The organism is Prauserella halophila (assembly GCF_024171895.1).
GTDB classification, from domain to species: Bacteria; Actinomycetota; Actinomycetes; order Mycobacteriales; family Pseudonocardiaceae; genus Prauserella; species Prauserella halophila.
Window position 1 is genome coordinate 654,035 of the sequence record NZ_JAMTCQ010000008.1, and the last position, 21,179, is coordinate 675,213.

Annotated in this window: 19 protein-coding genes and 1 pseudogene; 13 read left to right on the top strand and 7 right to left on the bottom strand. The window is 71.3% G+C overall.

Features of this window, described 5'->3' with window-relative positions:
- Nucleotides 1–301: 301 nt before the first annotated feature.
- Nucleotides 302–1,300: an aldo/keto reductase family protein gene (locus tag LY41_RS03300; protein ID WP_253862314.1), complete on the top strand. Its 999-nt coding sequence runs from the start codon at nt 302–304 to the stop codon at nt 1,298–1,300.
- Between the two features lie 65 nt (nt 1,301–1,365).
- Here the strand turns inward: LY41_RS03300 and LY41_RS03305 are convergent, their stop codons facing one another.
- Together LY41_RS03305 and LY41_RS03310 are read right to left on the bottom strand one after the other, a co-directional pair.
- Nucleotides 1,366–1,725, bottom strand: a complete 360-nt coding sequence (locus LY41_RS03305) for a hypothetical protein (RefSeq protein WP_253862315.1) — start codon at nt 1,723–1,725, stop codon at nt 1,366–1,368.
- 20 nt (nt 1,726–1,745) lie between these two features.
- Nucleotides 1,746–2,513 (bottom strand): IspD/TarI family cytidylyltransferase, encoded by a 768-nt coding sequence (locus LY41_RS03310; RefSeq protein WP_253862873.1) that lies wholly within the window; start codon nt 2,511–2,513, stop codon nt 1,746–1,748.
- Nucleotides 2,514–2,953: 440 nt separating this feature from the next.
- Between LY41_RS03310 and LY41_RS03315 the strand changes: the two genes are divergently transcribed.
- Nucleotides 2,954–3,988, top strand: a complete 1,035-nt coding sequence (locus tag LY41_RS03315) for a nicotinate-nucleotide--dimethylbenzimidazole phosphoribosyltransferase (protein WP_253862316.1) — start codon at nt 2,954–2,956, stop codon at nt 3,986–3,988.
- A 210-nt stretch (nt 3,989–4,198) separates the two neighbouring features.
- On the opposite strand, the gene LY41_RS03320 is transcribed toward LY41_RS03315, so the two are convergent.
- A complete protein-coding gene (locus LY41_RS03320; RefSeq protein ID WP_253862317.1) occupies nt 4,199–5,302 on the bottom strand; it encodes a branched-chain amino acid aminotransferase in 1,104 nt (367 codons plus the stop codon).
- Between the two features lie 66 nt (nt 5,303–5,368).
- On the opposite strand from LY41_RS03320, the gene LY41_RS03325 reads away from it, so the two are divergent.
- A complete protein-coding gene (locus LY41_RS03325; RefSeq protein WP_253862874.1) occupies nt 5,369–5,725 on the top strand; it encodes a hypothetical protein in 357 nt (118 codons plus the stop codon).
- A gap of 4 nt (nt 5,726–5,729) precedes the next feature.
- Here LY41_RS03325 and LY41_RS03330 read toward each other — a convergent pair whose 3' ends face one another.
- Nucleotides 5,730–6,770, bottom strand: a complete 1,041-nt coding sequence (locus LY41_RS03330) for a hypothetical protein (RefSeq protein WP_253862318.1) — start codon at nt 6,768–6,770, stop codon at nt 5,730–5,732.
- Between the two features lie 98 nt (nt 6,771–6,868).
- On the opposite strand from LY41_RS03330, the gene LY41_RS03335 reads away from it, so the two are divergent.
- Both LY41_RS03335 and LY41_RS03340 read left to right on the top strand, forming a co-directional pair.
- Complete coding sequence (locus tag LY41_RS03335) at nt 6,869–8,362, top strand: leucyl aminopeptidase (RefSeq protein ID WP_253862319.1); 1,494 nt, start codon at nt 6,869–6,871, stop codon at nt 8,360–8,362.
- Between the two features lie 51 nt (nt 8,363–8,413).
- Nucleotides 8,414–9,427: an SMI1/KNR4 family protein gene (locus tag LY41_RS03340; RefSeq protein ID WP_253862320.1), complete on the top strand. Its 1,014-nt coding sequence runs from the start codon at nt 8,414–8,416 to the stop codon at nt 9,425–9,427.
- Nucleotides 9,428–9,712: 285 nt separating this feature from the next.
- Here the strand turns inward: LY41_RS03340 and LY41_RS03345 are convergent, their stop codons facing one another.
- Nucleotides 9,713–10,135 (bottom strand): oxidoreductase, encoded by a 423-nt coding sequence (locus tag LY41_RS03345; protein WP_253862321.1) that lies wholly within the window; start codon nt 10,133–10,135, stop codon nt 9,713–9,715.
- 223 nt (nt 10,136–10,358) lie between these two features.
- Between LY41_RS03345 and lpdA the strand changes: the two genes are divergently transcribed.
- From lpdA to lipB, 4 genes are all read left to right on the top strand, one after another.
- Nucleotides 10,359–11,732, top strand: a complete 1,374-nt coding sequence (gene lpdA, locus LY41_RS03350) for a dihydrolipoyl dehydrogenase (RefSeq protein ID WP_253862322.1) — start codon at nt 10,359–10,361, stop codon at nt 11,730–11,732.
- Nucleotides 11,733–11,789: 57 nt separating this feature from the next.
- On the top strand, nt 11,790–13,586 hold the full coding sequence (gene sucB, locus LY41_RS03355) for a 2-oxoglutarate dehydrogenase, E2 component, dihydrolipoamide succinyltransferase (protein ID WP_253862323.1): 1,797 nt from the start codon (nt 11,790–11,792) through the stop codon (nt 13,584–13,586).
- Between the two features lie 244 nt (nt 13,587–13,830).
- On the top strand, nt 13,831–14,715 hold the full coding sequence (locus tag LY41_RS03360) for a TIGR01777 family oxidoreductase (protein WP_253862324.1): 885 nt from the start codon (nt 13,831–13,833) through the stop codon (nt 14,713–14,715).
- Between the two features lie 49 nt (nt 14,716–14,764).
- Nucleotides 14,765–15,508, top strand: coding sequence for a lipoyl(octanoyl) transferase LipB (lipB, locus tag LY41_RS03365; protein ID WP_253862325.1), 744 nt, complete (start codon nt 14,765–14,767; stop codon nt 15,506–15,508).
- Between the two features lie 55 nt (nt 15,509–15,563).
- On the opposite strand, the gene LY41_RS03370 is transcribed toward lipB, so the two are convergent.
- Together LY41_RS03370 and LY41_RS03375 are read right to left on the bottom strand one after the other, a co-directional pair.
- On the bottom strand, nt 15,564–16,496 hold the full coding sequence (locus LY41_RS03370; protein ID WP_253862326.1) for an LLM class F420-dependent oxidoreductase: 933 nt from the start codon (nt 16,494–16,496) through the stop codon (nt 15,564–15,566).
- Between the two features lie 108 nt (nt 16,497–16,604).
- On the bottom strand, nt 16,605–17,207 hold the full coding sequence (locus tag LY41_RS03375; protein ID WP_253862327.1) for a TetR/AcrR family transcriptional regulator: 603 nt from the start codon (nt 17,205–17,207) through the stop codon (nt 16,605–16,607).
- 173 nt (nt 17,208–17,380) lie between these two features.
- Between LY41_RS03375 and LY41_RS03380 the strand changes: the two genes are divergently transcribed.
- The 4 genes and pseudogenes from LY41_RS03380 to LY41_RS03395 all read left to right on the top strand — a co-directional run.
- On the top strand, nt 17,381–17,920 hold the full coding sequence (locus LY41_RS03380; RefSeq protein ID WP_253862328.1) for a hypothetical protein: 540 nt from the start codon (nt 17,381–17,383) through the stop codon (nt 17,918–17,920).
- Between the two features lie 290 nt (nt 17,921–18,210).
- The gene (locus LY41_RS03385; RefSeq protein WP_253862875.1) at nt 18,211–19,155 is read left to right on the top strand and encodes an oxidoreductase; all 945 of its coding nucleotides are present in this window, start codon (nt 18,211–18,213) and stop codon (nt 19,153–19,155) included.
- Nucleotides 19,156–19,192: 37 nt separating this feature from the next.
- Entirely contained in the window at nt 19,193–20,206 is a 1,014-nt protein-coding gene (lipA, locus tag LY41_RS03390; RefSeq protein WP_253862329.1) for a lipoyl synthase, read from the top strand.
- Nucleotides 20,207–20,319: 113 nt separating this feature from the next.
- Nucleotides 20,320–20,946, top strand: a pseudogene (locus tag LY41_RS03395) (DedA family protein); the annotation flags it as partial.
- Nucleotides 20,947–21,179 lie beyond the last annotated feature (233 nt).

Consider the following 21,179-nt stretch of genomic DNA (forward strand, 5'->3'; position numbering starts at 1 on the left):
ACTCCCGGGGAGCAGTTCACTTGGACCGGGGGTTCTTGGCGACTCAGTCGAACTCGTTGTTCCGGACGCCCTTCAGGAACGCCGTCCACTCACCTGGAGTGAAGGTTAGTGACGGAGTTCTTCCAACCTCTCCACCGTCTGCCCACCACCCAACCGGACACGCTCCGCGCTGCTGCCTAGGACAGGCATGGCACCGGCAGAAGCCGTACCGCGATCCCGGATCGCCGGTTCCCGCGCCCCGGTCCCGAACGTCACACCCACGGGTCGTTAGTCACGCGAACTACAGGGCTACGCTCAAACCATGGAATTTCGACGTCTCGGCCGCAGCGGCCTCAATGTCAGCGAGATCTCGTACGGCAACTGGCTCACCCACGGTTCCCAGGTGGAGGAGGACCAGGCGCACGCCTGCATCAAGGCGGCCCTGGACGCCGGGATCACGACCTTCGACACCGCCGACGTCTACGCGAATACGGCCGCCGAGTCGGTACTCGGCCGCGGCCTGCAGGGGCAGCGCCGCGAGAGCCTGGAGATCTTCACCAAGGTCTTCTGGCCGACCGGTCCGAAGGGCCCGAACGACAAGGGCCTGGGCCGCAAACACGTCATGGAGTCGGCGAACGCGTCGCTGCAGCGCCTCGGCACCGACTACGTGGACCTGTACCAGGCGCACCGGTTCGACCACACGACGCCGCTCGAAGAGACGATGCAGGCCTTCGCCGACCTGGTGCGGCAGGGCAAGGTGCTCTACGTCGGCGTCTCGGAATGGACCGGCGAGCAGATCACGCGCGGCGCCGAACTGGCCCGTGAACTGAAGATCCCGTTCGTGTCGAACCAGCCGCAGTACAACATGCTGTGGCGCGTCATCGAGGATCAGGTCGTGCCCGCGTCCGAACGTGAAGGCATGAGCCAGATCGTGTGGTCGCCGATCGCGCAGGGCGTGCTCACCGGCAAGTACAAGCCGGGTCAGCCCGTCCCCGCCGGCTCGCGCGCGACCGACGAGAAGGGCGGGGCGACCACCGTCCAGAAGTTCCTGCGCGACGAGGTGCGCGAGCGGGTGGAGAAGCTCACCCCGCTCGCGCAGCAGGCCGGCCTGTCACTGGCGCAGCTGGCCGTGGCGTGGGTACTGCAGAACCGCAACGTGGCCTCGGCGATCATCGGCGCCTCCCGCCCGGAACAGGTGCACGAGAACATCAAGGCCGTCGGTGTGAAGCTGGACGACGACCTGATGACGGCCATCGACGACGCACTCGGCGACGTCGTGATCACCGACCCGCGCGAGACGAAGAGCCCCGAATCGCTCTGAATCCCGGAGCGCTGTAAATCCCGGAGCGCTGTAAATCCCCGAGCGTTCTGAGATCGCGGATTGCCTCAGCGGCCGCGCCCGCCGTCGTCGGAATGCCGGCGGCGGGCGTCGGCCGCGGCCGACCACACGAGACGCACCTCGTCCACCAGCATCCACGGTTTGCGCACGGCCGTGCGCGGCAGCGACCCGGCGAAACCCACCGGGTGCCTGCACAGCCTCCGGGCCATGCGGCCGGGCTTGCTGAGCATCCGGTGCCGCAGATCCTGCAGATAACGCCGCCGGACGTCGCGCTCGATGGCGGTGCCGCAGGTCAGGCAGGTGGTGACCACCAGCAGCCGCCCGGCGTAGGCCAGTTCGTGCCGCGTCTCACGACCGCACCGGTGACAGGCGAGCGTGGCGTGTTCGATCGTTCCCTTCGCACCCATCGCTTCCGTCCTCATCGAGGTCACGTCCGGTAGTCCGCCGCGGCCAGTATCTGCTCGGCGACCACGAGATCGTGCGGATACGTGATCTTGAAGTTCTGCTGCTCCCCGCGCACCCACCGCACCGGAAGCTCGGAGAACCGTTCCATCACCGAGGCCGTGTCGGTGCCCACGAAGTCATCGCGCGCGGCACGCTCGTAGACCTCGAGCAGCGGCCCGGCACGGAAACCCTGCGGCGTCTGGGCGCGCACGATCGACGTCGGCCCCTGCCCGGTGAGCGCGCCCGCCTCGTCCACGGCCACCAGATCGTCGGCGGGCAGCGCGGGAATCGCTCCCCCGTGCTCGCGGGCCTCGTGCAGCACGCCCGCGATCAACGCGGGACTCACCAACGGCCGCGCTGCGTCGTGGATCAGGACGCTGTCCACCGAGCCCTCGTCGATGCGGCTCGACAGCCACCGCAGCGCCCGCAGTTCCGACTCCTGCCGCGTCTCGCCGCCGTAGACGACCTCCACCCGGGAGCCGACCTCGCGGTCCAGCACCCAGTCGACCAGGTCCCTGTCCTGCGGGCGCGTGACGAGCAGGAGGGCGCCGATCTCCGGGACCCGCGCGAACGCGTCGAGCGACCACGACACCAGCCTGCGCCCCGCCAGCGGCAGGTACACCTTGTTCATCTCCGCGCCGACCCGCGTTCCGGCCCCGCTGGCCAGCACGACCCCGGCTGCGGGCGGAACCCGGCGGCTCCGGCCCGCCGAGCCACGCCGGGTTCTCCGTTCCGCCACAGCAGGGATCATACGAGACCGGATGCATCCGGGTTCGCCGCCGAGCAGCTCGTCGATCGTGGCCAGCACCCGCGCGGCGGCGAGCACGCCCTCGGTCATGGTCATCTTCGGCATGACCATGGGGACCTGCTGGTTCACCATTGCCGCACCAACTCCATTGCCACACCAACTCCCCCCGCCTTCGCCACGATGTCGTCGACATGCGGCGCGGCCGCCTGCTCGAGCTGCGGCACCCGCACGGGCCCCTCCGCGGCACCGGGCCGCCCTGCTTGCGGAGCAGTTCGTGTTCGAGCACGAGCACCGGATTCGGATCGTCGATCGCGCTGAGCAGCAGACCCTTCGCATCGGCGGCCGTGCTCGGCGCACGGCACACCACAGTGCTCGACGTACTGGTCTGCGACAGCTCACTGGCCAGGGCACTGCTCTCCCACGGAGCGCGGTAGCTTGAGCGCGTGAACATCGAGTTCGGCCCCGTCACCCTTCCCGACGAGAACGCGCGCGCCGGTGCACTGCGGCGGCACGCGACGTTGCTGTCACCCCCACGTTCGCTGGGCAGGCTCGAACGGCTCGGCGCGTGGCTCGCGGCGTGCCAGGGGCGCACGCCGCCCCGGCCGCTGCGGCACCTGCGCATCGTGGTGTTCGCCGCCGACCACGGCATCACCGCCGCAGGCGTGTCCCTCGGCGGCTCCGGCACGACCAGGGACCTGCTCGGCGCGCTCGAGACCGGAGCCGCACCGCTGAACGTCCTCGCCGATGTGGCGGGCGCCGGGGTCCGGGTGCTCGACGTGGGTACGGCAGGCGGTGCCGGCCCGGATCACGTCCGCAGCGGGTCCGGTTCGATCGACGAGCAGGACGCGCTCACCGCGGAGGAGACCGAAGCCGCCGTACGCGCCGGCATGCGGGCGGCCGACGCCGAGGTCGACGAGGGCGCCGACGTACTCGTGGCAGCCGAACTCGGCGCGGGCGTCACGACACCCGCCTCGGCACTGGTCGCGGCGCTGACCGACACCGAGCCGGTGGCCGTCGTCGGGCGCGGGTCGGGCATCGACGACACGATGTGGATGCACAAGGCCGCCGCCGTGCGGGATGCGCTGCGACGGTGCCGGCCGGTCACGGGGGAACCGCTCGCGCTGCTGCGCACGGCGGGTGGTGCGGACCTCGCCGCGATGACGGGGTTCCTGGCGCAGGCCGCGGTCCGGCGGACTCCCGTGGTGCTGGACGGTCTGCCGTCGACGGCGGCGGCGCTGCTGGCCGAGGAGCTCGCACCGGGCGCACGGTCGTGGTGGCTGGCGGCACACCGCGCGGCCGAGCCCGCCCAGGTGGTGGCGCTGGAGCACCTGGACCTGGAACCGGTGCTCGAGCTGGGGATCCGCCTCGGCGCAGGTACCGGCGCCGCGACCGTGCTGCCGATGCTCACCTCCGCGGCGCGGCTGCTCACCGACGTCGCCGAGCGGCCGGCGCTGCCCACCGACGCGGACGTCACCTGACAACGGCCCCAGCTGACAACGGCCCCAGCTGACAACGGCGTCACCTGATACCGGCCCCATCCGATACCGGCCCCGCCGGACACACGGGCCGTCGGAAACACCGGCTCCGGGGCGCGGCCGCCCGGTCGTGACCGCGCCCCGGCATCCGGTCACCACGGGATCTCCCGCGGACCGGAGCCGGGGCGCGAATCGGAGCCGGGCGCGGACCGGTCAGTCGAACTTGTGCACCCAGCCGTGCTCGTCGGAGCGGGTGCCTTCCTGGATTCCGGTGAGCTGCTCGCGCAGCGCCAGCGTCAGCTCGCCCGGATCGCCACTGCCGATCGTGAACTCACCGTCGTTGTGCTTGACGTGCCCCACCGGCGTGATCACCGCAGCCGTACCGCAGGCGAACACCTCGGTCAGTTCACCCGACGTCGCCGCCCGCTCCCATTCCTCGGTCGAGACCTGCCGTTCGCGGACCGTGTATCCGCGGTCGGCCGCCAACTGCAGCAGCGACCGGCGGGTCACGCCCGGCAGCAGCGACCCGCTCAACTCGGGGGTCACCACGGTCGCGTCGGCACCCGAGCCGAAGACGAAGAACAGGTTCATCCCGCCCATCTCCTCGACCCAGCGGCGCTCGGCGGCGTCGAGCCACACCACCTGGTCGCAGCCCTGTTCATTGGCCTGCGCCTGCGCGACGAACGACGCCGCATAGTTGCCCGAGCACTTGGCCTCACCGGTGCCGCCCGGCGCGGCACGCACGTACTCGGTCGACAGCCACACCGTCACCGGCTTGACGCCGCCCGAGAAGTACGACCCGGCAGGCGAGGCGATGAGCAGGTACAGATACTCCGCCGAGGGGCTGTTGACACCCAGTCCCTCGCCCGTGGCGATCAGGAACGGCCGCAGGTACAGGGCTTCGCCCTGCCGCGTGGGCACCCAGCGCTTGTCGACGTCGACGAGCTCGGCGATCGAACCGAGGAACAATTCGTCGGGCAGCTCCGGCATCGCGAGCCTGCGCGCGGAGTCACGGAACCGCTGCGCGTTCGCCTCGGGCCGGAACGCGCCGATCGTGCCGTCCGGCTGGCGGTACGCCTTGAGGCCCTCGAAGATCGCCTGCCCGTAGTGCAGCACCTGCGTCGCCGGGTCGAACGTCAGCGGCGCGTACTCGCGCACCTCGGCGTCGTGCCACCCCTGCTCGGCGCTCCATTTCACCGTGACCATGTGGTCGGTGAAGTGGACACCGAACCCCGGATTCTCCAGTACTTCCGCTACCCGCTCCGCGGAGGCTGCGTGCGCACTGGGAATACGGGTGAACAGCGATGTCGTCGTCATACGCGGAGCATATCTCCCCGATGACCCCACAGGGCCATACCCGGTCGTTACCATCGCGGTGTGAACATGAACCCCCAACACCCGGGCACCCCGTACGCGGCACCGGCCAGCAGGTCCTACCCGCCGACGTCCCAGCCCACGGGCGAGGACGCGCAGCCGTTGTCGACCACCGGCGGCCTCGCGACCCTCGCGGGCGCCGCGCTGCTGACGTTCGCAGGCGGCATGGCGGTCCTGATCGGCTACCTGATGATCGGCGGTTTCGGCGCCTTCATCGGGATCTTCGGTGCGATCTTCGGCTTCGTGTGGCTGGCAGGCGTCCACGGCGGCAAGGTGTTCCCCCGCGAGGGGTTCCCGACGAAGTCGCTCGGAGGGCTCGCCGCGGCCTCGGTCGTCCTGCTCGGACTCGCGGCTCTCATGAGCTGACCGGTCACAACCGGGTGAGCAGGCCACCGAACAACACGATTCCCGCTGCCACGACCACGACCCGCCGGACGCCGCGCGGCCCCGCGGCCGCGCGGGCGACGAGCTCCGCCAGCGCCAGCATCGCCGCGACCGTCACCGCCGCGGCAGGCGCCAGCAGGGCCGCGGGGATCGCCGCCACTGCGGCGGGCACGACCGTGCTCACCACCCGGGAGGGATGCGCCTCCGCCCGGGCCGCGGCGAAGGCGGTGAGCCCCGCAGGCACGCACGCCAGCGCGACGACCGCACCCAGTGCCGGCACGAGTGCCCGGGCATCGGCCGCGGCGAACACGTCGCGCAGCGACGTCGACGACAACCCGAGCCGCAGCGGGCCGAGCTGATACAGCGCGGCACCCGCCACGGCCAACGCTGCCACGGCGCCCGTCACGACGGCGCGCCGTGACCGGCTGCGCAGCACCGGCACGAACACCGCGGCGGCCGACAGCACCCCACCGAGCACGCCCCACGGCGTGTCCTCGCCGGCAGGCGCCGCCACGGGTGACGGGGCAGGGCTCACCCCGAGACACACCGCCACGAAGGCGGCGCCGGCCGCCAGCAGCAGGCCGGCCACCCAGCGCCGCCAGTAGGCGTCGAGGCGGACCCCCGCCAGGTCGGCGACCGCGACGCCGACCACGAGCAGCACCGCAGCGGCGGGCCGGTGACCGGGCACCAGATAGGCCGCGAACGTCGACGCGGCGAACACCACGACAGCCAGCCGTGCCGCGCGGCCGAAGCCTGCGACCAGCCGTGCGGCACCGGGCCGGACCGCTCCGGCTGCCCCCGGGTTGCCGGGACCGCCGTGACCGGGAACCCTGTCGTCACCCCGGATCCCGCCGACAGGAACCCCACCGTGATCGGATCCGCCGTCACCGGAGCCACCGGGCCGTTCCGCGTCGGCGTCCGCCACGAGCACGAACGCCGTCGCCAGCACCATGCCCACCGGTGCCCACCAGCCGGCACCCGCCACGGCGACGGCGAGCCCGCCGAGTACACCCAGCGCGATCCACAACGCTGCCCACCTGCCTTCACCGCACACCTACTTCCGGCTGCCACCGGACGCGTCAATAGCATGGCCGACGAGTGAACACCCGAGATGAGGAGTCCGACGTGGCCGTTCCGAAGCTTGCCCTGACCGAGCTGACCGAGGCGTCGCTGGCCAAGACCCGCGCGCAGACCGTCGTGGTCGGCACCGTGCAGACCGCGGGCGGCCTCGAACTGGCGGCCGGTTCCGAGGCGGTGGATGCGGCGTACGGCGGCACGCTCGCCGAGGTGCTCACGACGCTCGGTGCGACCGGTGCGGCCGAAGAGGTCGTGAAGGTGCCCTCGCTCGGCAGGCTGGCAGCCGACGTGGTGCTGGCGGTCGGACTCGGCCAGCCGGAGGTGACGGCCGAACAGGTGCGCCGCGCGTCGGGCGCCGCCGGCCGCGCCCTGGCCGGCACGAAGCGTGCGCTGACCACGCTGTCGGCCGTCGACCTGCAGGCCGCGACGGAGGGCATCGCGCTCGGGGCCTACACGTTCACCGAGTACAAGTCGGACAAGGGCGACAAGCCGGTGCCGGCCGTGGACGTCGCGGCGCCCGCCGAAGGCTCCACCAAGCAGCACCGCGCCACGCTGAAGGCGGCGACGGCCACCGCCGAGGCGGTCTGCACCACGCGCGACTTCATCAACACGCCGCCGAACGACCTGTTCCCCGACTCCTTCGCCGACCGCGCCCGCACGCTGGCCGAGGAGACCGGCGTCGCGGTCGAGGTACTGGACGAGAAGCAGCTCAAGCGCAAGGGCTTCGGCGGCATCCTCGGTGTCGGCACCGGCTCGTCGCGCCCGCCGCGCCTGGTGAAGATGACGTACCGGGGTGCCAAGGCGCGCAAGAAGATCGCGCTCGTCGGCAAGGGCATCACCTTCGACACCGGCGGTATCTCGATCAAACCCGCCGCGAACATGGACGCCATGACGTCGGACATGTCCGGTGCCGCCGCCGTGCTGTCGTCGGTACTGCTGGCCGCGAAGCTGAAGCTCCCGCTCGAGGTCACCGCCTACATCCCGCTCGCGGAGAACATGCCCTCGGCGACCGCGTACCGCCCTGGCGACGTCCTCACGATGTACGGCGGCAAGACCGTCGAGGTACTCAACACCGACGCCGAGGGCCGGCTGGTACTCGCCGACGCGATCGTGCGCGCGGCCGAGGACGACCCGGACTACCTCGTCGAGACCTCGACGCTCACCGGCGCGCAGGTCGTCGCTCTGGGCAACCGGACGGCGGGGGTGATGGGCTCGGACGAGTTCCGCGACCGCGTCGCCGAGCTGGGCCGGGTCACGGGTGAGAACGCCTGGCCGATGCCGCTGCCCGAGGAACTGCGGGCCGAACTGGACTCGAAGCTGGCCGACCTCGCCAACGTCACCGGCGCGCGCTGGGGCGGCATGCTCGCCGCGGGCATCTTCCTGCGCGAGTTCGTCGGCGACGACCTGCCGTGGGCGCACATCGACATCGCGGGCCCGTCGTACAACACCGGTTCGCCCTGGGGCTACACCGGCAAGGGCGGCACGGGCGTACCGGTCCGGACCATTGCCGCCCTGCTCACGGACATCGCCGACAACGGCTGAACCCGCAGCAGGCTGCAGGACGAGAGACGTCGGGTGTCGGGAGGCGTCCGGATGACGGCCTACAGCGGTGATCATCCCGAGGGTTCCGTCCGCACGGTGCTCACGGGGACCGACGACGCCGTCGACGCCACCGTCACGCGCGAGGCGCTGCTGCTCGCGTGTGCCGGCGCGCTCGGCGACTCGGACCGGCTGGTCCGGCACTGGGCGACCGCGACCGGGCGGAGCGTCGACCGGCTCGCCACCACCGCCGTCACCGCGCGGGCATGGGCGATGCTGCTGGCCGCCCGGGAGGACCTGCCCGGCCCCGAGCACCGGCGCCCCGAATGGGCGGACGGCCTCGTGCCGCTCGACCTGGACGCCGAGGAGCGCGAGCACGAGAAGATCCTCGGCGAACGGGAGACCCTGCCGCCGCGGGGACAGCGCCAGCGGGCGGCCGCAGCGGCGGCCTCCCGGGCCGCGGCCGACGGCGACACCGCCGCGGCCCGCGAGGCGCTGCACCGCTGGGCGGACGTGGCGCGGGAGATCCCGCAGCCCGACGCCGCCACGCTCGCGGCGTGCCGGCACGTCGCCCCGCTGCTGGTCGGCGGCGAACTCGCCGTCGATGCCGAGTGGGCGTGGAACTACACGGCAGCCCTCGTCGCCGCGCTCGACCGGCGCTATCGCACCGAGGGACATGACGCCGACTGGCGGGAGCTGATCGACGAGATCATGCGCCTGCGCGGCGAACCGGACGCCGTGCCGCCGCCCGCCTCCGTGGCTGCCGTCGACCACGCCGAGAACCGGCTCGGCAGGACGCTGCCGGAGGACTTCCGCGCGTTCCTGGGCGTCTGCGACGGCCTGCGGGCCGACGTCGTGTTCCCACGGCTGCTCGGCGTGGCCGAACTGCGGCCGAGCGCCGAGACCGGCGTGTCCGGCCCCGGCATCGTCCTCAGCGATCCACCCGTGCTGACGCTGTGGCCCTCGAACGAGGTCACCGAGGACGACGCGCTGTTCGGCCGCAGCGTCCATCCCGGCATCCGCTCGGTACTCGAGGAGCACCTGCGGCTGCTCGAGGCGAGCACCTGACGGCGACGACGGCACACCTCCGGCCCCGCACCAGGCGCACATGACGATCCGGTATCGATTTCAGTACCGTTCACCCCGCGCCCGCGGGGAACCTGCAGGTCTCCTGCCCTGCAGTTCTCCGGCCCTGCAGTTCTCCGACGAGGAGAAGGCCGAGCCGGATATGATATTGGACACATCTCGGGCGGCCCGTCCGGCGAAGCGCTCGCCCTCGACGGCCTCCCGGCGGACCAGCACTCCACCCCGGCACTCCACCCCGACACTCCGCCCTGACACCACGCCCCGGCCTCACGCGTCGCGTTCGGCCTCCCGTTTGCGCTTCTCCAGGATCTTCTGCCGCTTCGTGTAGTCACGCATACGCTGCGGATATCCGATGCGCGCGACCTCGTACACCGGGATCGAGCGCTTGCCGCCGAAATCCTGCGCCTTGCCCAGACTGCCGATGCGCCTGCGGGTCCACTCGCCGTCGTGCGCGACCAGCACGACCGTCGTCTCGGTGACGTTCGTCCTGGGCTCCACATACGCTTCGACCCCGCGCCGCTCGGACGCCCACGCATCCAGATGGGCCGTGTCGGCGTCGCTCGCCCCACGCAACGTCCCGGGCCGCTGCTTCTTTCCCGTCCCGAGCCGCTGTTTCCCACCGCGCTTGCTCCGCAGCCGGTCGAACAGCCCCACGTCGATCACCTCTCCACGTTCGCCTCCGACGATCATTGTCCCTTATTTCCGAAGTCGTGAAACAACCTCGCCGACCACACTTCGCACCTCCCGGACACGAAGTGACAGGATGTGGCATGACAAGCGCGCGCGTGCGCGCGTGCGTTCACCACAGACACCCGCTGGGAGGCCGCGTGGACACCAGACGCGCCACAGCGCCGCGTAGTGTTCACAGGGCCTGCCGGGTGCCGGAGGAAACCTGCGCGAGGGAGTTGGACAAGTGAGCGACGCTGAAGCCGACCTGGTGATCCTGGGTGGCGGATCGGGCGGCTACGCCGCGGCCTTCCGGGCCGCCGAACTGGGCATGTCCGTCACGCTGATCGAGAAGGACAAGCTGGGCGGCACCTGCTTGCACCGGGGGTGCATCCCGACCAAGGCGCTGCTGCACGCCGCCGAGGTCGCCGATTCGGCCCGCGAAGGCGAGCAGTTCGGCGTGAAGACCACGCTCGAGGGCGTCGACATGGCCGGGGTCCACAAGTACAAGGACGGCATCGTCACCCGGCTGCACAAGGGTCTCCAGGGGCTCGCGAAGCACCATCAGGTGACCTTCGTCGAAGGCGAGGGGACCTACGTCGGCGGCACCACGGTCGAAGTCGACGGCACCCGGTACACCGGCAAGGACATCATCCTGGCCACCGGTTCGTATTCGAAGACGCTGCCGGGCCTCGAGCTCGGCGGCCGGGTCATCGCCAGCGAGGAAGCACTCCAGCTCGACCACGTGCCGAAGAAGGCGGTCGTGCTGGGCGGCGGGGTCATCGGCGTCGAGTTCGCCAGCGTGTGGGCGTCCTTCGGCACCGACGTGACGATCGTCGAGGCGCTGCCGCGACTCGTGCCGAACGAGGACGAGTTCGCGTCCAAGCAGCTCGAGCGCGCGTTGCGCCGCCGCAAGATCGGCTACAAGACGGGCGTGAAGTTCACCGAGGCCAAGCAGGACGACGACGGCGTCACGGTGACCCTCGAGTCCGGTGAAACGCTCGAGGCCGACGTGCTGCTGGTCGCCGTCGGGCGTGGCCCCAACACCGCGGGCCACGGCTACGAGGAGGCGGGCATCCAGCTGGACCGCGGCTTCGTCGTCACCGACGAACGGCTGCGCACGAGCAACCCGCACGTCTACGCCGTCGGTGACATCGTCCCCGGCCTGCAGCTGGCCCACCGCGGCTTCCAGCAGGGCGTGTTCGTCGCCGAGGAGATCGCGGGGCTGAACCCGTCGCCGATCGACGAGGCCGGCATCCCGCGCGTGACCTACTCGCACCCCGAGGTCGCCTCCGTCGGCCTGACCGAGGCCGACGCCAAGGAGAAGTACGGCTCCGACGTCGAGGTGTTCACCTACGACCTCGGCGGCAACGGCAAGAGCCAGATCCTCAAGACCTCCGGCGCGGTGAAGCTGGTCAAGGCGCCGGACGGGCCGGTCGTGGGCCTGCACCTCGTGGGCGACCGCGTCGGCGAGCTCATCGGGGAAGCACAGCTGATCTACAGCTGGGAGGCCTTCCCGGAAGACGTCGCGCCGCTGATCCACGCCCACCCGACCCAGTCCGAGGCGCTCGGCGAGGCGCATCTCGCACTCGCGGGCAAGCCGTTGCACGTCCACGGCTGACGCCCCGGCTCGCACTCACGACCCACATCGACTACGAACCAAGGGAGTCAGCAAACGATGGCGTACTCCGTCACATTGCCGGAGCTCGGGGAAAGCGTCACGGAGGGCACCGTCACCCGGTGGCTGAAGCAGGAGGGTGAATCGGTCGCGGTCGACGAGCCGTTGCTGGAGATCAGCACCGACAAGGTCGACACCGAGGTCCCTTCCCCCGTCGCGGGCACGGTCCAGAAACTCATCGCCAAGGAGGACGACACCGTCGAGGTCGGCGGTGAGCTGGCGCTGGTCGACGACGGATCGGGCGGCGGCTCGGCGGCCGAGTCCGCTCCTGCCGCCGAGCCCGCTCCTGCCGCCGAGCCCGCAGCGGCTCCGGCCCCCGCGGCGCCCGCTCCCGCCGCCGAGCCCGCGGCGGCTCCGGCACCGCCGGCTCCGGCACCGTCCGGCGGTGCCGCTTCGGGTTCGCCGGTCACGCTGCCCGAGCTCGGCGAGAGCGTCACCGAGGGCACGGTCACCCGGTGGCTCAAGCAGATCGGCGACACCGTCGAGGTGGACGAGCCGCTGCTCGAGATCTCCACCGACAAGGTCGACACCGAGGTGCCCTCGCCCCTCGCGGGCACGCTGCTCGAGATTTCCGCGGGCGAGGACGCGACGGTCGAGGTCGGCGGACAGCTCGCGGTGATCGGCTCCGCCGACGCGGCACCGGCGGCACCGGCACCCGCTCCCGAGCCGGAACCCGCCCCGGCCCCGGCCCCGGCTCCCGAACCGGCCCCTGCGCCTCAGCAGGCGGCACCCGCGCCTGCCGCGCCGGCACCGCAGGCCCCGGCACAGCCGACTCCGGCACCGCAGGCCCCTGCCGCCGCTCCGGCACAGCAGGCCCCGGCGCAGGACGACGGCGGTGGCACGCCCTACGTGACGCCGCTGGTGCGCAAACTCGCCGCCGAGCACGACATCGACCTGTCGACACTGACCGGTTCCGGTGTCGGCGGCCGCATCCGCAAACAGGACGTGCTGGCCGCCGTCGACACGAAGCAGCAGCAGGCCCCGGCGGCCACTCCTGCAGCCACGCCGACTGCGCAGGCCGCTCCGTCCCAGCCTGCCGCCGCGGCACCGGTCTCCGACGCGGAGAAGGCCGCACTGCGCGGAACCGTGCAGAAGGCCAACCGGATCCGCCAGATCACGGCGGAGAAGACCAGGGAGTCGCTGCAGGTCTCGGCGCAGCTCACGCAGGTGCACGAGGTCGACGTCAGCAAGATCGCCAAGCTGCGCCAGCGCGCCAAGTCGGCGTTCCGCGAGCGTGAAGGCGTCAACCTGACGTTCCTGCCGTTCTTCGCCAAGGCCACGGTGGAGGCGCTCAAGCAGCACCCGAACGTCAACGCCTCCTACAACGAGGAGACGAAGGAGATCACCTACCACGGCTCGATCAACCTCGGCATCGCCGTGGACACCGAGCGTGGCCTGCTGTCGGTGGTCATCCACGACGCCGGGGAACTGAGCCTGTCCGGTCTGGCGCACCGCATCGCGGATCTGGCCGAACGGGCGCGCACCAACAAGGTCACGCCCGACGAGCTGACCGGCGGCACGTTCACCATCACGAACATCGGCAGCAACGGTGCCCTGTTCGACACGCCGATCATCGTGCAGCCGCAGTCGGGCATGCTCGGCACCGGCGCGATCGTGAAGCGCCCGGTCGTCGTGGCCGACGAGGACGGCAACGACACGATCTCCGTGCGGTCGATGTCGTACCTCCCGTTGACCTACGACCACCGGCTGATCGACGGCGCCGACGCCGGCCGATTCCTGACGACGGTCAAGCAGCGGCTCGAGGACGGCAACTTCGAGGACGAGCTGGGACTCTGAGTCCCTCGTCCCCCGGCGCGCGCCGGGGGACGAGGAGTTCGGCGGTCGCCACTCCCCTGAGCCGTGACCGCCGAACTCCGAGCCCAAACCCGTAGTCGAGTCGAGGGTCCGAACCCGGTACCACACCGGGCTCGGACCCTCGACTCGTTTCGGCACCCGGCCCGGTCCACCTCGGACACCGTCCCGTCCCCGGCACACGTTCGGCTGCGGCGGAGCGTGCGGGATCGCCGCTAGGGTGGGCGTTATGCGAATTCTCGTCGCGGGGTCGAGCGGACTGCTCGGGGGCGCGCTGGTCGCGCGGCTGAGCACGGCCGGACACGACGTCCTGCGGCTGGTCCGGCGCACCCCACGTGCCGCCGACGAGCGGGGCTGGCAGCCGCCCGCGGGCCGGATCGACGAGGGTACGTTCGACGGCGTCGACGCCGTGGTGAATCTGTGCGGCGCGCCCCTGGCGTCCGGCCGATGGAGCGACGCGCGCAAGCAGCACCTCGTCGACAGCCGCGTCGAGCCCACCGAGGTGCTCGCCGACGCGGTCGCCCGCCACGGGGTTCCCGTGCTGCTCAACGCCTCCGGGATCAACGTCTACGGCGACACCGGTGATCGTGAGGTCGACGAATCGGCCCGGCACGGCTCCGGTTTCCTCGCCGACCTGTGCCGCTCGTGGGAGGCCGCCACCGACCCGGCGGTGCGCGCGGGGGCCCGGGTGGTGCACCTGCGCACCTCCCCCGTGCTGTCGGCCCACGGCGGGCTGCTGGCCCCGCTGCGGATGCTGTTCCGGTTCGGGCTCGGCGGCAAGCTCGGCGACGGCAGGCAGTACTTCCCCTGGATCGGCCTCGACGACCACGTCGCCGCGATGGAGCTGCTGCTGCGCAAGGCCGACGTCGCCGGCCCGGTGAATCTGACCGCCCCCGAACCGGTCACCAACGCCGAGTTCACCCGGGCGCTGGGCAGTGCGCTCCGCCGTCCAGCGCCGTGGCGCGTGCCGGGCTTCGCGCTGCGGACCGTGCTGGGTGACGCCGCCGACGAGATGCTGTTGTCCGGTCCGCGCGCGGTGCCCGGCCGGCTCCCGGACACCGGGTTCACCTTCGCCCACCCGCGCCTCGAGCAGGCGCTGGCCGCCGTCACATGACGACCGTCGACCCCGGCCGACCGCAGGCGGCGGGAGTACAGTCGACTCCGTGACTGCGAACGAGACCCTTTCCTGCCGCACCACGTCCGAGCCCGTGTCGGTGCGGGAGCTCGGCACGATCGACTACCTCGATGCGTGGGAACTGCAGCGCGAGTACGCCGGTGCCCGCGCCGACTCGACCGGTCCGGACACGATGCTGCTGCTGGAGCACCCGTCGGTGTACACGGCGGGCAAGCGCACCCGGCCCGAGGACCGGCCGACCGACGGCACGCCGGTGATCGACGTCGACCGCGGCGGGCGGATCACCTGGCACGGGCCGGGACAGCTCGTCGGCTACCCGCTGGTGCAGCTGGCCGACCCGGTCGACGTGGTGCAGTACGTGCGGCGGATCGAAGAGGCGCTCATCCACGTGTGCGAGACCTTCGGCGTGCACACGGGGCGGGTCGACGGCCGCAGCGGCGTGTGGCTGCCCGCCGACGACCGCGGCCCGGAGCGCAAGATCGGCGCCATCGGCATCCGGGTGCAGCGCGGCGTGACCATGCACGGGTTCGAGCTCAACTGCAACGCCGACCTGAGCGCGTTCGACCGGATCGTGCCGTGCGGCATCAGCGACGCCGGAACCACGTCGCTGTCGAAGGAGCTCGGTCGCGACGTACCGGTCGCCGAGGCACTGCCGTACGCGCGCGACGCGGTGCTGGCCGCGCTCGAAGGCGACCTGCCGGTGGACGAGAATCGCTGGCTCCCCCGGCAGCAGCCGTCCGCCCCCGGCGTGACGTTCGCCCTGCAGAACTGAAACCCGAAAACGGCCGCCACGGAGACGATCCGCGGCGGCCGTTTTCGCGGCGTGCTCAGTCGAGCTGACGGGCGACCTCGGAGGCGATGAGCTCGAGGTGGTCGAGGTCCGACAGGTCGAGTACCTGCAGATACAGCCGCGAGACACCGGTCTTCGCACGCCACGTGCCGATCGTGTCGACGACCTCGGCGGGCGTGCCGCCGAGGCCGTTCTCCTTCAACTCCGGCACCGCACGCCCGATGGCCTCCGCGCGCCGTGCGATCTCGGCATCGCCGCGTCCCACGGCCGCGACGAGCGCAGCGGACCGGCGGACCGGCGTGGTGCGACCCGCTTCCTTCGCAGCCGCGTCGACACGCTCGAACTGCGCCGCCGCGGACTCGGCGTCCATGAACGGGGTGTTGAACTCGTCGGCGTACCGGGCCGCGAGCGCGGGCGTGCGCTTCTTGCCCCCGCCGCCGAGGATCACCGGCGGGTGCGGCCGCTGCGCCGGCTTCGGCAGCCCCGGCGCGCCGTCGAGCGTGTAGTGGTCGCCGGAGAACGAGAACGTCTCCCCTTCCGGCGTGTCCCACAGTCCGGTGATGACGGCGAGCTGCTCGGTGTAGCGGTCGAACAGCGTCTTCGTCGGGGGCAGGTCGATGCCGTAAGCGGTGTGCTCGTCGGCGTACCAGCCGGAGCCGAAACCGAACTCGATGCGGCCGCCGGACATGCGATCGGCCTGCGCCACGGAGATCGCCAGCACGGAGGGGTGCCGGAAGGTCGCCGCCGTGACGAGCGTGCCGAGCCGGACGGTCGACGTCTCGCGGGCGAGACCGGCGAGCGTGAGCCACGCGTCCGTCGGCCCCGGAAGGCCGGACGCGTCGCCCATCTTCAGGTAGTGGTCGGAGCGGAAGAACGCGCCGAAGCCGTTGTCCTCGGTCGCCTTCGCGACGCGGAGAAGGTCCTCGTAGTCGGCGCCTTGCTGCGGTTCGGTGAAGATCCTGAGTTCCACGGTCCAAAGACTACGAGGTCGCGCGCAACGTGTCCCTTTGGGCGGTGGTGGGAGACGGGCGAGCACGAGGTCGCGCGCAGCGTGTCCGGTGGGGCGGCAGGTGCGCCGTCAGGCCTCGGTGGCCTGCCTGCGCACCTGGTTCAGCAGGCGCACGACCACGTCCTCGATCTGCTCGCCGACCTTGCGCTGATCGGCGGAATGGGCGATCTCGGTGGCCGCGCTGCACAGCGCGCCGAACAGCAGTCGCGACGTCACCTCGACGGGCACAGCCAGCACCTCACCTGCGTCGATGAGGTCCTGCAGCGCCTGCTTGATGAGCCCGAAGCTGTAGCGGTCCTCCGCCTCGCGCCAGCGCGCCCAGCCCATGACGACCGGCGCCTCCTGCAGCGCGATTCGCTGGTAGGAGGGGTCGAGGCAGCTGCCGATGAACTCGCGCAGCCCGGCCAGCGCGCGTTCCCACGGCGCCTGCGAGCCGCTCAGGATCTTCTCCAAGCGCCCCTTGATGTCGGCCTCGACCTCGTCGAACGCCGCCTCGAACACGGCCTGTTTCCCACTGAAGTGGTGGTACAGCGCGCCTTTCGTCACGCGCGCCCGCTTCGCGATCTCGTCGAGCGACGTGCCGGCGTACCCCCGTTCCGTGAACAGCCGGACAGCACTCTCGACCAGCGCAGACCGCGTCGATTCCGAGTAGTCGTCACGTCTGGACCGCATTGTCACCACACTCACAACTCTACTCGGGTTTGCCGTCGCCATACCGGTGGTATGTTCGTGGCGTACTCACGGTATGCCGCAGACCCGCGGTATGGCCAGGTGTCCCGATTCCCGATGTCCGACCATCAGACGTCCCGGCCACCGAGTCGCGTAACCACACAGCAGGGGATCCCATGAGCTGGAACGACTACTACAGACGACGCGACATCCTCGACACGATCCTGCGGCGCGCCCGGCGCAATCCCGGGACGCCGCTGCACCTCTCCGACATCCCGGACGCGATCGACGAGTTCGGCACCGAGGAGAACCTGCTCCTCGCGCTCCACTACCGCTGGCAGCAGGCCCTCAGTGGCAGGCTCCGCGCCGAGGTCGGGGGCCCCGAGGACTCCGCGGACCTGCCGGGCGGCCGCGACGCGGACCACGTCGAGGCCGTGTCACGCGCGTGGCGCAAGACGTCCTCCGACCACGCGACCCTGCGCGCCGTGCTCGACGCGCACCTCGACGACCATTCGGCGCTGCGCCGTGCCCACGAGGCCCAGCTGCGCATGCTGGCCGTCACGGCAGGACTCGCCGAGCCCGGCGAACCGGCCGACGAAGTGACGCAGATCGGCAACACCCTCGTCGGACTCATCCGCACCCGCGCATCCGAGCTGGGCGCACCGCCCCGCAATCCGGTCAGCCAGCTCCTGCGCAAGCTCGCCCCGGCCGGCTGAGCCACCGGTCGAGTCCGAGCACCGACCCGAGCACCGACCCGAGCGATACACCGGAGCCGGCGGATGTTGTGGACCCGCAACCAGGAGTTCGGCACCACGGGTGCCGGGCGAGTCGCAAGGCCAGGTGCTACCCGGGGCATTACCGGGACCCTGGCCTTACGCATGTCCGCGGCCTGATACAGGTCCGCAGCCTTGTACAGGTCTACGGCCCGACGCGGCGACAGCCGGGTTGCGGCACCTCAGCTGGCACGGTGTCGCTACTCACCGGTAAGTTGACGTCCATGGCGCGAATGGACCACTGGACCGAATCCGACATCCCGAACCAGAGCGGCAGGACGGTTCTGGTCACCGGCGCGAACTCCGGCCTCGGCCTGCACACGGCCCGGGTGCTGGCCGCGCGGGGCGCCGCGGTACTGCTCGCCTGCCGCTCCCCCGAACGCGGCAAACAGGCGCTCGACACTGTCGCCGCAGGCGCGGCGACCGAACCGCAGCTGGTCGAACTCGACCTCGCCGACCTGGCATCCGTCCGACGGGCTGCGGCCGACGTCCGCGAGCGCACCGGGGACTCCCTCGACGTCCTCGTCAACAACGCAGGTGTCATGGCCCCGCCTCACGAGAAGACCCGCGACGGGTTCGAGCTCCAGTTCGGGACCAACCATCTCGGCCACGCCGCGCTGACGTGGCTGCTCCTGCCCGCACTGCGCACCCGCCCGGGCGCACGGGTCGTCACGGTCTCCAGTCTCGCCGCCCGCAGCGGACGCATCGACACGACCGACCCCCACTTCGAACGGCGCCGCTACAACCCGGTGGCCGGCTACGGCCAGTCCAAGCTGGCCAACCAGGTGTTCGCACTCGAACTCGACCGCAGGCTGCGGGCCGCGGGCGACGACGTCGTGAGCGTCGCCGCACACCCGGGCTACAGCGATACCGGCCTCGCCTCGGCGATGGCGCAGGCACAGCGCAACGTCGTGCTGCGCACGGTCATGAACGTCGGCGGCCGGATCGGCGGGCTGCTCGTGGCGCAGAACACCGAGCAGGGAGCGGCACCGCAGCTCTACGCCGCGACGGCACCCGACGTCTCCGGCGGCGAGTACCTCGGTCCGCTCGGCCCCGGCCAGCTACGCGGCCGTCCCGGCACGGTCCGGCCCCTCCCCGCGGCGGCCGATCCGACGACCGGTTCCGCATTGTGGGATCTCACGGCCGAGTTGACGGGTGTCACGCCCGACCCGGCATGACCTTGTCGGCTCCGCGCGGGCGCGTAGGGTGGGAGCCGTGACTGCACTGCCGGAGGGTCGGAAGCTGCTGCGTCTCGAGGTACGCAACAGCCAGACCCCGATCGAGAGAAAGCCGTCGTGGATCAAGACCCGAGCCCGGATGGGCCCCGAGTTCACCGAACTCAAGGGCCTCGTCCGCCGCGAAGGCCTGAACACCGTGTGCGAAGAGGCGGGCTGTCCCAACATCTACGAATGCTGGGAAGACCGCGAAGCCACCTTCCTCATCGGTGGTGACCAGTGCACGCGCCGGTGCGACTTCTGCCAGATCGACACCGGCAAACCCGCCGAACTCGACACCGACGAGCCGCGCCGCGTCGCCGAGAGTGTGCAGGCGATGGGCCTGCGCTACTCGACAGTCACCGGCGTCGCCCGGGACGATCTCGAGGACGGCGGCGCGTGGCTGTACGCCGAAACGGTCCGCCAGATCCACCAGCTCAACCCGGGCACGGGTGTCGAGGTACTGATCCCGGACTTCAACGCGGAACCGGATCAGCTGGCCGAGGTGTTCAGCTCGGAGCCCGAGGTGCTGGCCCACAACACCGAGACCGTGCCGCGCATCTTCAAGCGCATCCGGCCCGGTTTCCGCTACGAGCGTTCGCTGAAGGTCCTCACCGAGGCCCGCAATGCGGGCCTGGTCACCAAGTCGAACCTGATCCTCGGCATGGGCGAGACGCCGGACGAGGTCGCACCCGCGATGCAGGACCTGTTCGACGCCGGCTGCGAGATCCTGACGATCACGCAGTACCTGCGCCCCTCGCCGCGCCACCACCCGGTCGACCGCTGGGTCAAGCCGGAGGAGTTCGTCGAGCACACCAAGGCCGCCGAGGAGATCGGGTTCCCCGGGGTCATGGCGGGCCCGCTCGTTCGCTCGTCGTACCGCGCGGGCAAGCTCTTCGCCAAGACCAAGGCGCACCGCGGGGAAGAACTTCCGGAGAACCTGCAGCACCTGGCCGCGGAAGCACCCGCAGCCCAGGAGGCCAGCAGCGTCCTCGCACGCCAATCCTCGTCCTGAGAACGACATCCGGGTGATCCCTGACGCCGCGTGTGCGCGTCGACCGATAGTGTCGGCCGCACACGCGGCGACATGTTTCACGTGCCGCGCCTGCTGGGGATGACGAACAGGGGTTGACGGTGGTCACCGACTTACTGAACTGGCTGCAGAGCCTGCCGCAACCGGCGCTGGTGGGGGCCACCGGCCTGCTCGTGCTGCTCGAATGCACGATCGGTCTCGGCTTCCTCGCGCCGGGCGAATCCGGGCTGCTCATCGCGGCCACCACCGCCACCACGACGCCGCGCTTCCTCATCCTCTGGCTCGTCGTGACGGTCTGCGCGGGCATCGGCGACTCGATCGGCTACACGATCGGCAGGCGCTTCGGGCCGAAGCTGCGCCAAACGAAGCTGATCCAGAAGTACGGTGTCGACGCGTGGGACAAGGCCACGGGCATCCTCCAGCGCCGCGGCGCGTGGGCGGTGTTCTTCGCCCGGTTCTTCCCCGTCGTGCGTACCCTCACGCCCGCCGCGTCCGGCACCTCGGGGCTGCCGTTCCACAAGTTCCTGCCGGCTGCGGTCACGGGTGCGACGTGCTGGTCGGCCCTGCACATCGCGCTCGGTGCGGCGGCGGGCGAAGCGGCCAAGCAGATCGAGGACGCCATGAGCACCGGCGGCATGATCGTGGTGGGCGTCCTTGCGGCGATCGCCGTGTTCGCGCTGCTGCGGTACAAGCGCAAGAAGTCGATGGCGGCGATGACCCCTGCGACAACGGCGAACTCCGACGCGGCGGCACCGCCCGGGACGACGGCGGCCGCGGAGATCACGGCGACGTCCGGCGTCGAGGACGGCGCTACAGCAGGTCCCGCCACGGCAGGCGCGGCCGGCGCACCCGGTGGCGGCGCACCGGGCGGTGGCGCATCGGCGCCGAGCCCGGATTCCGACGATCGCCCGTCGGCCTCGCCGAACTGAGTCGGCGCGCCCCGCGGCTCTGCCCC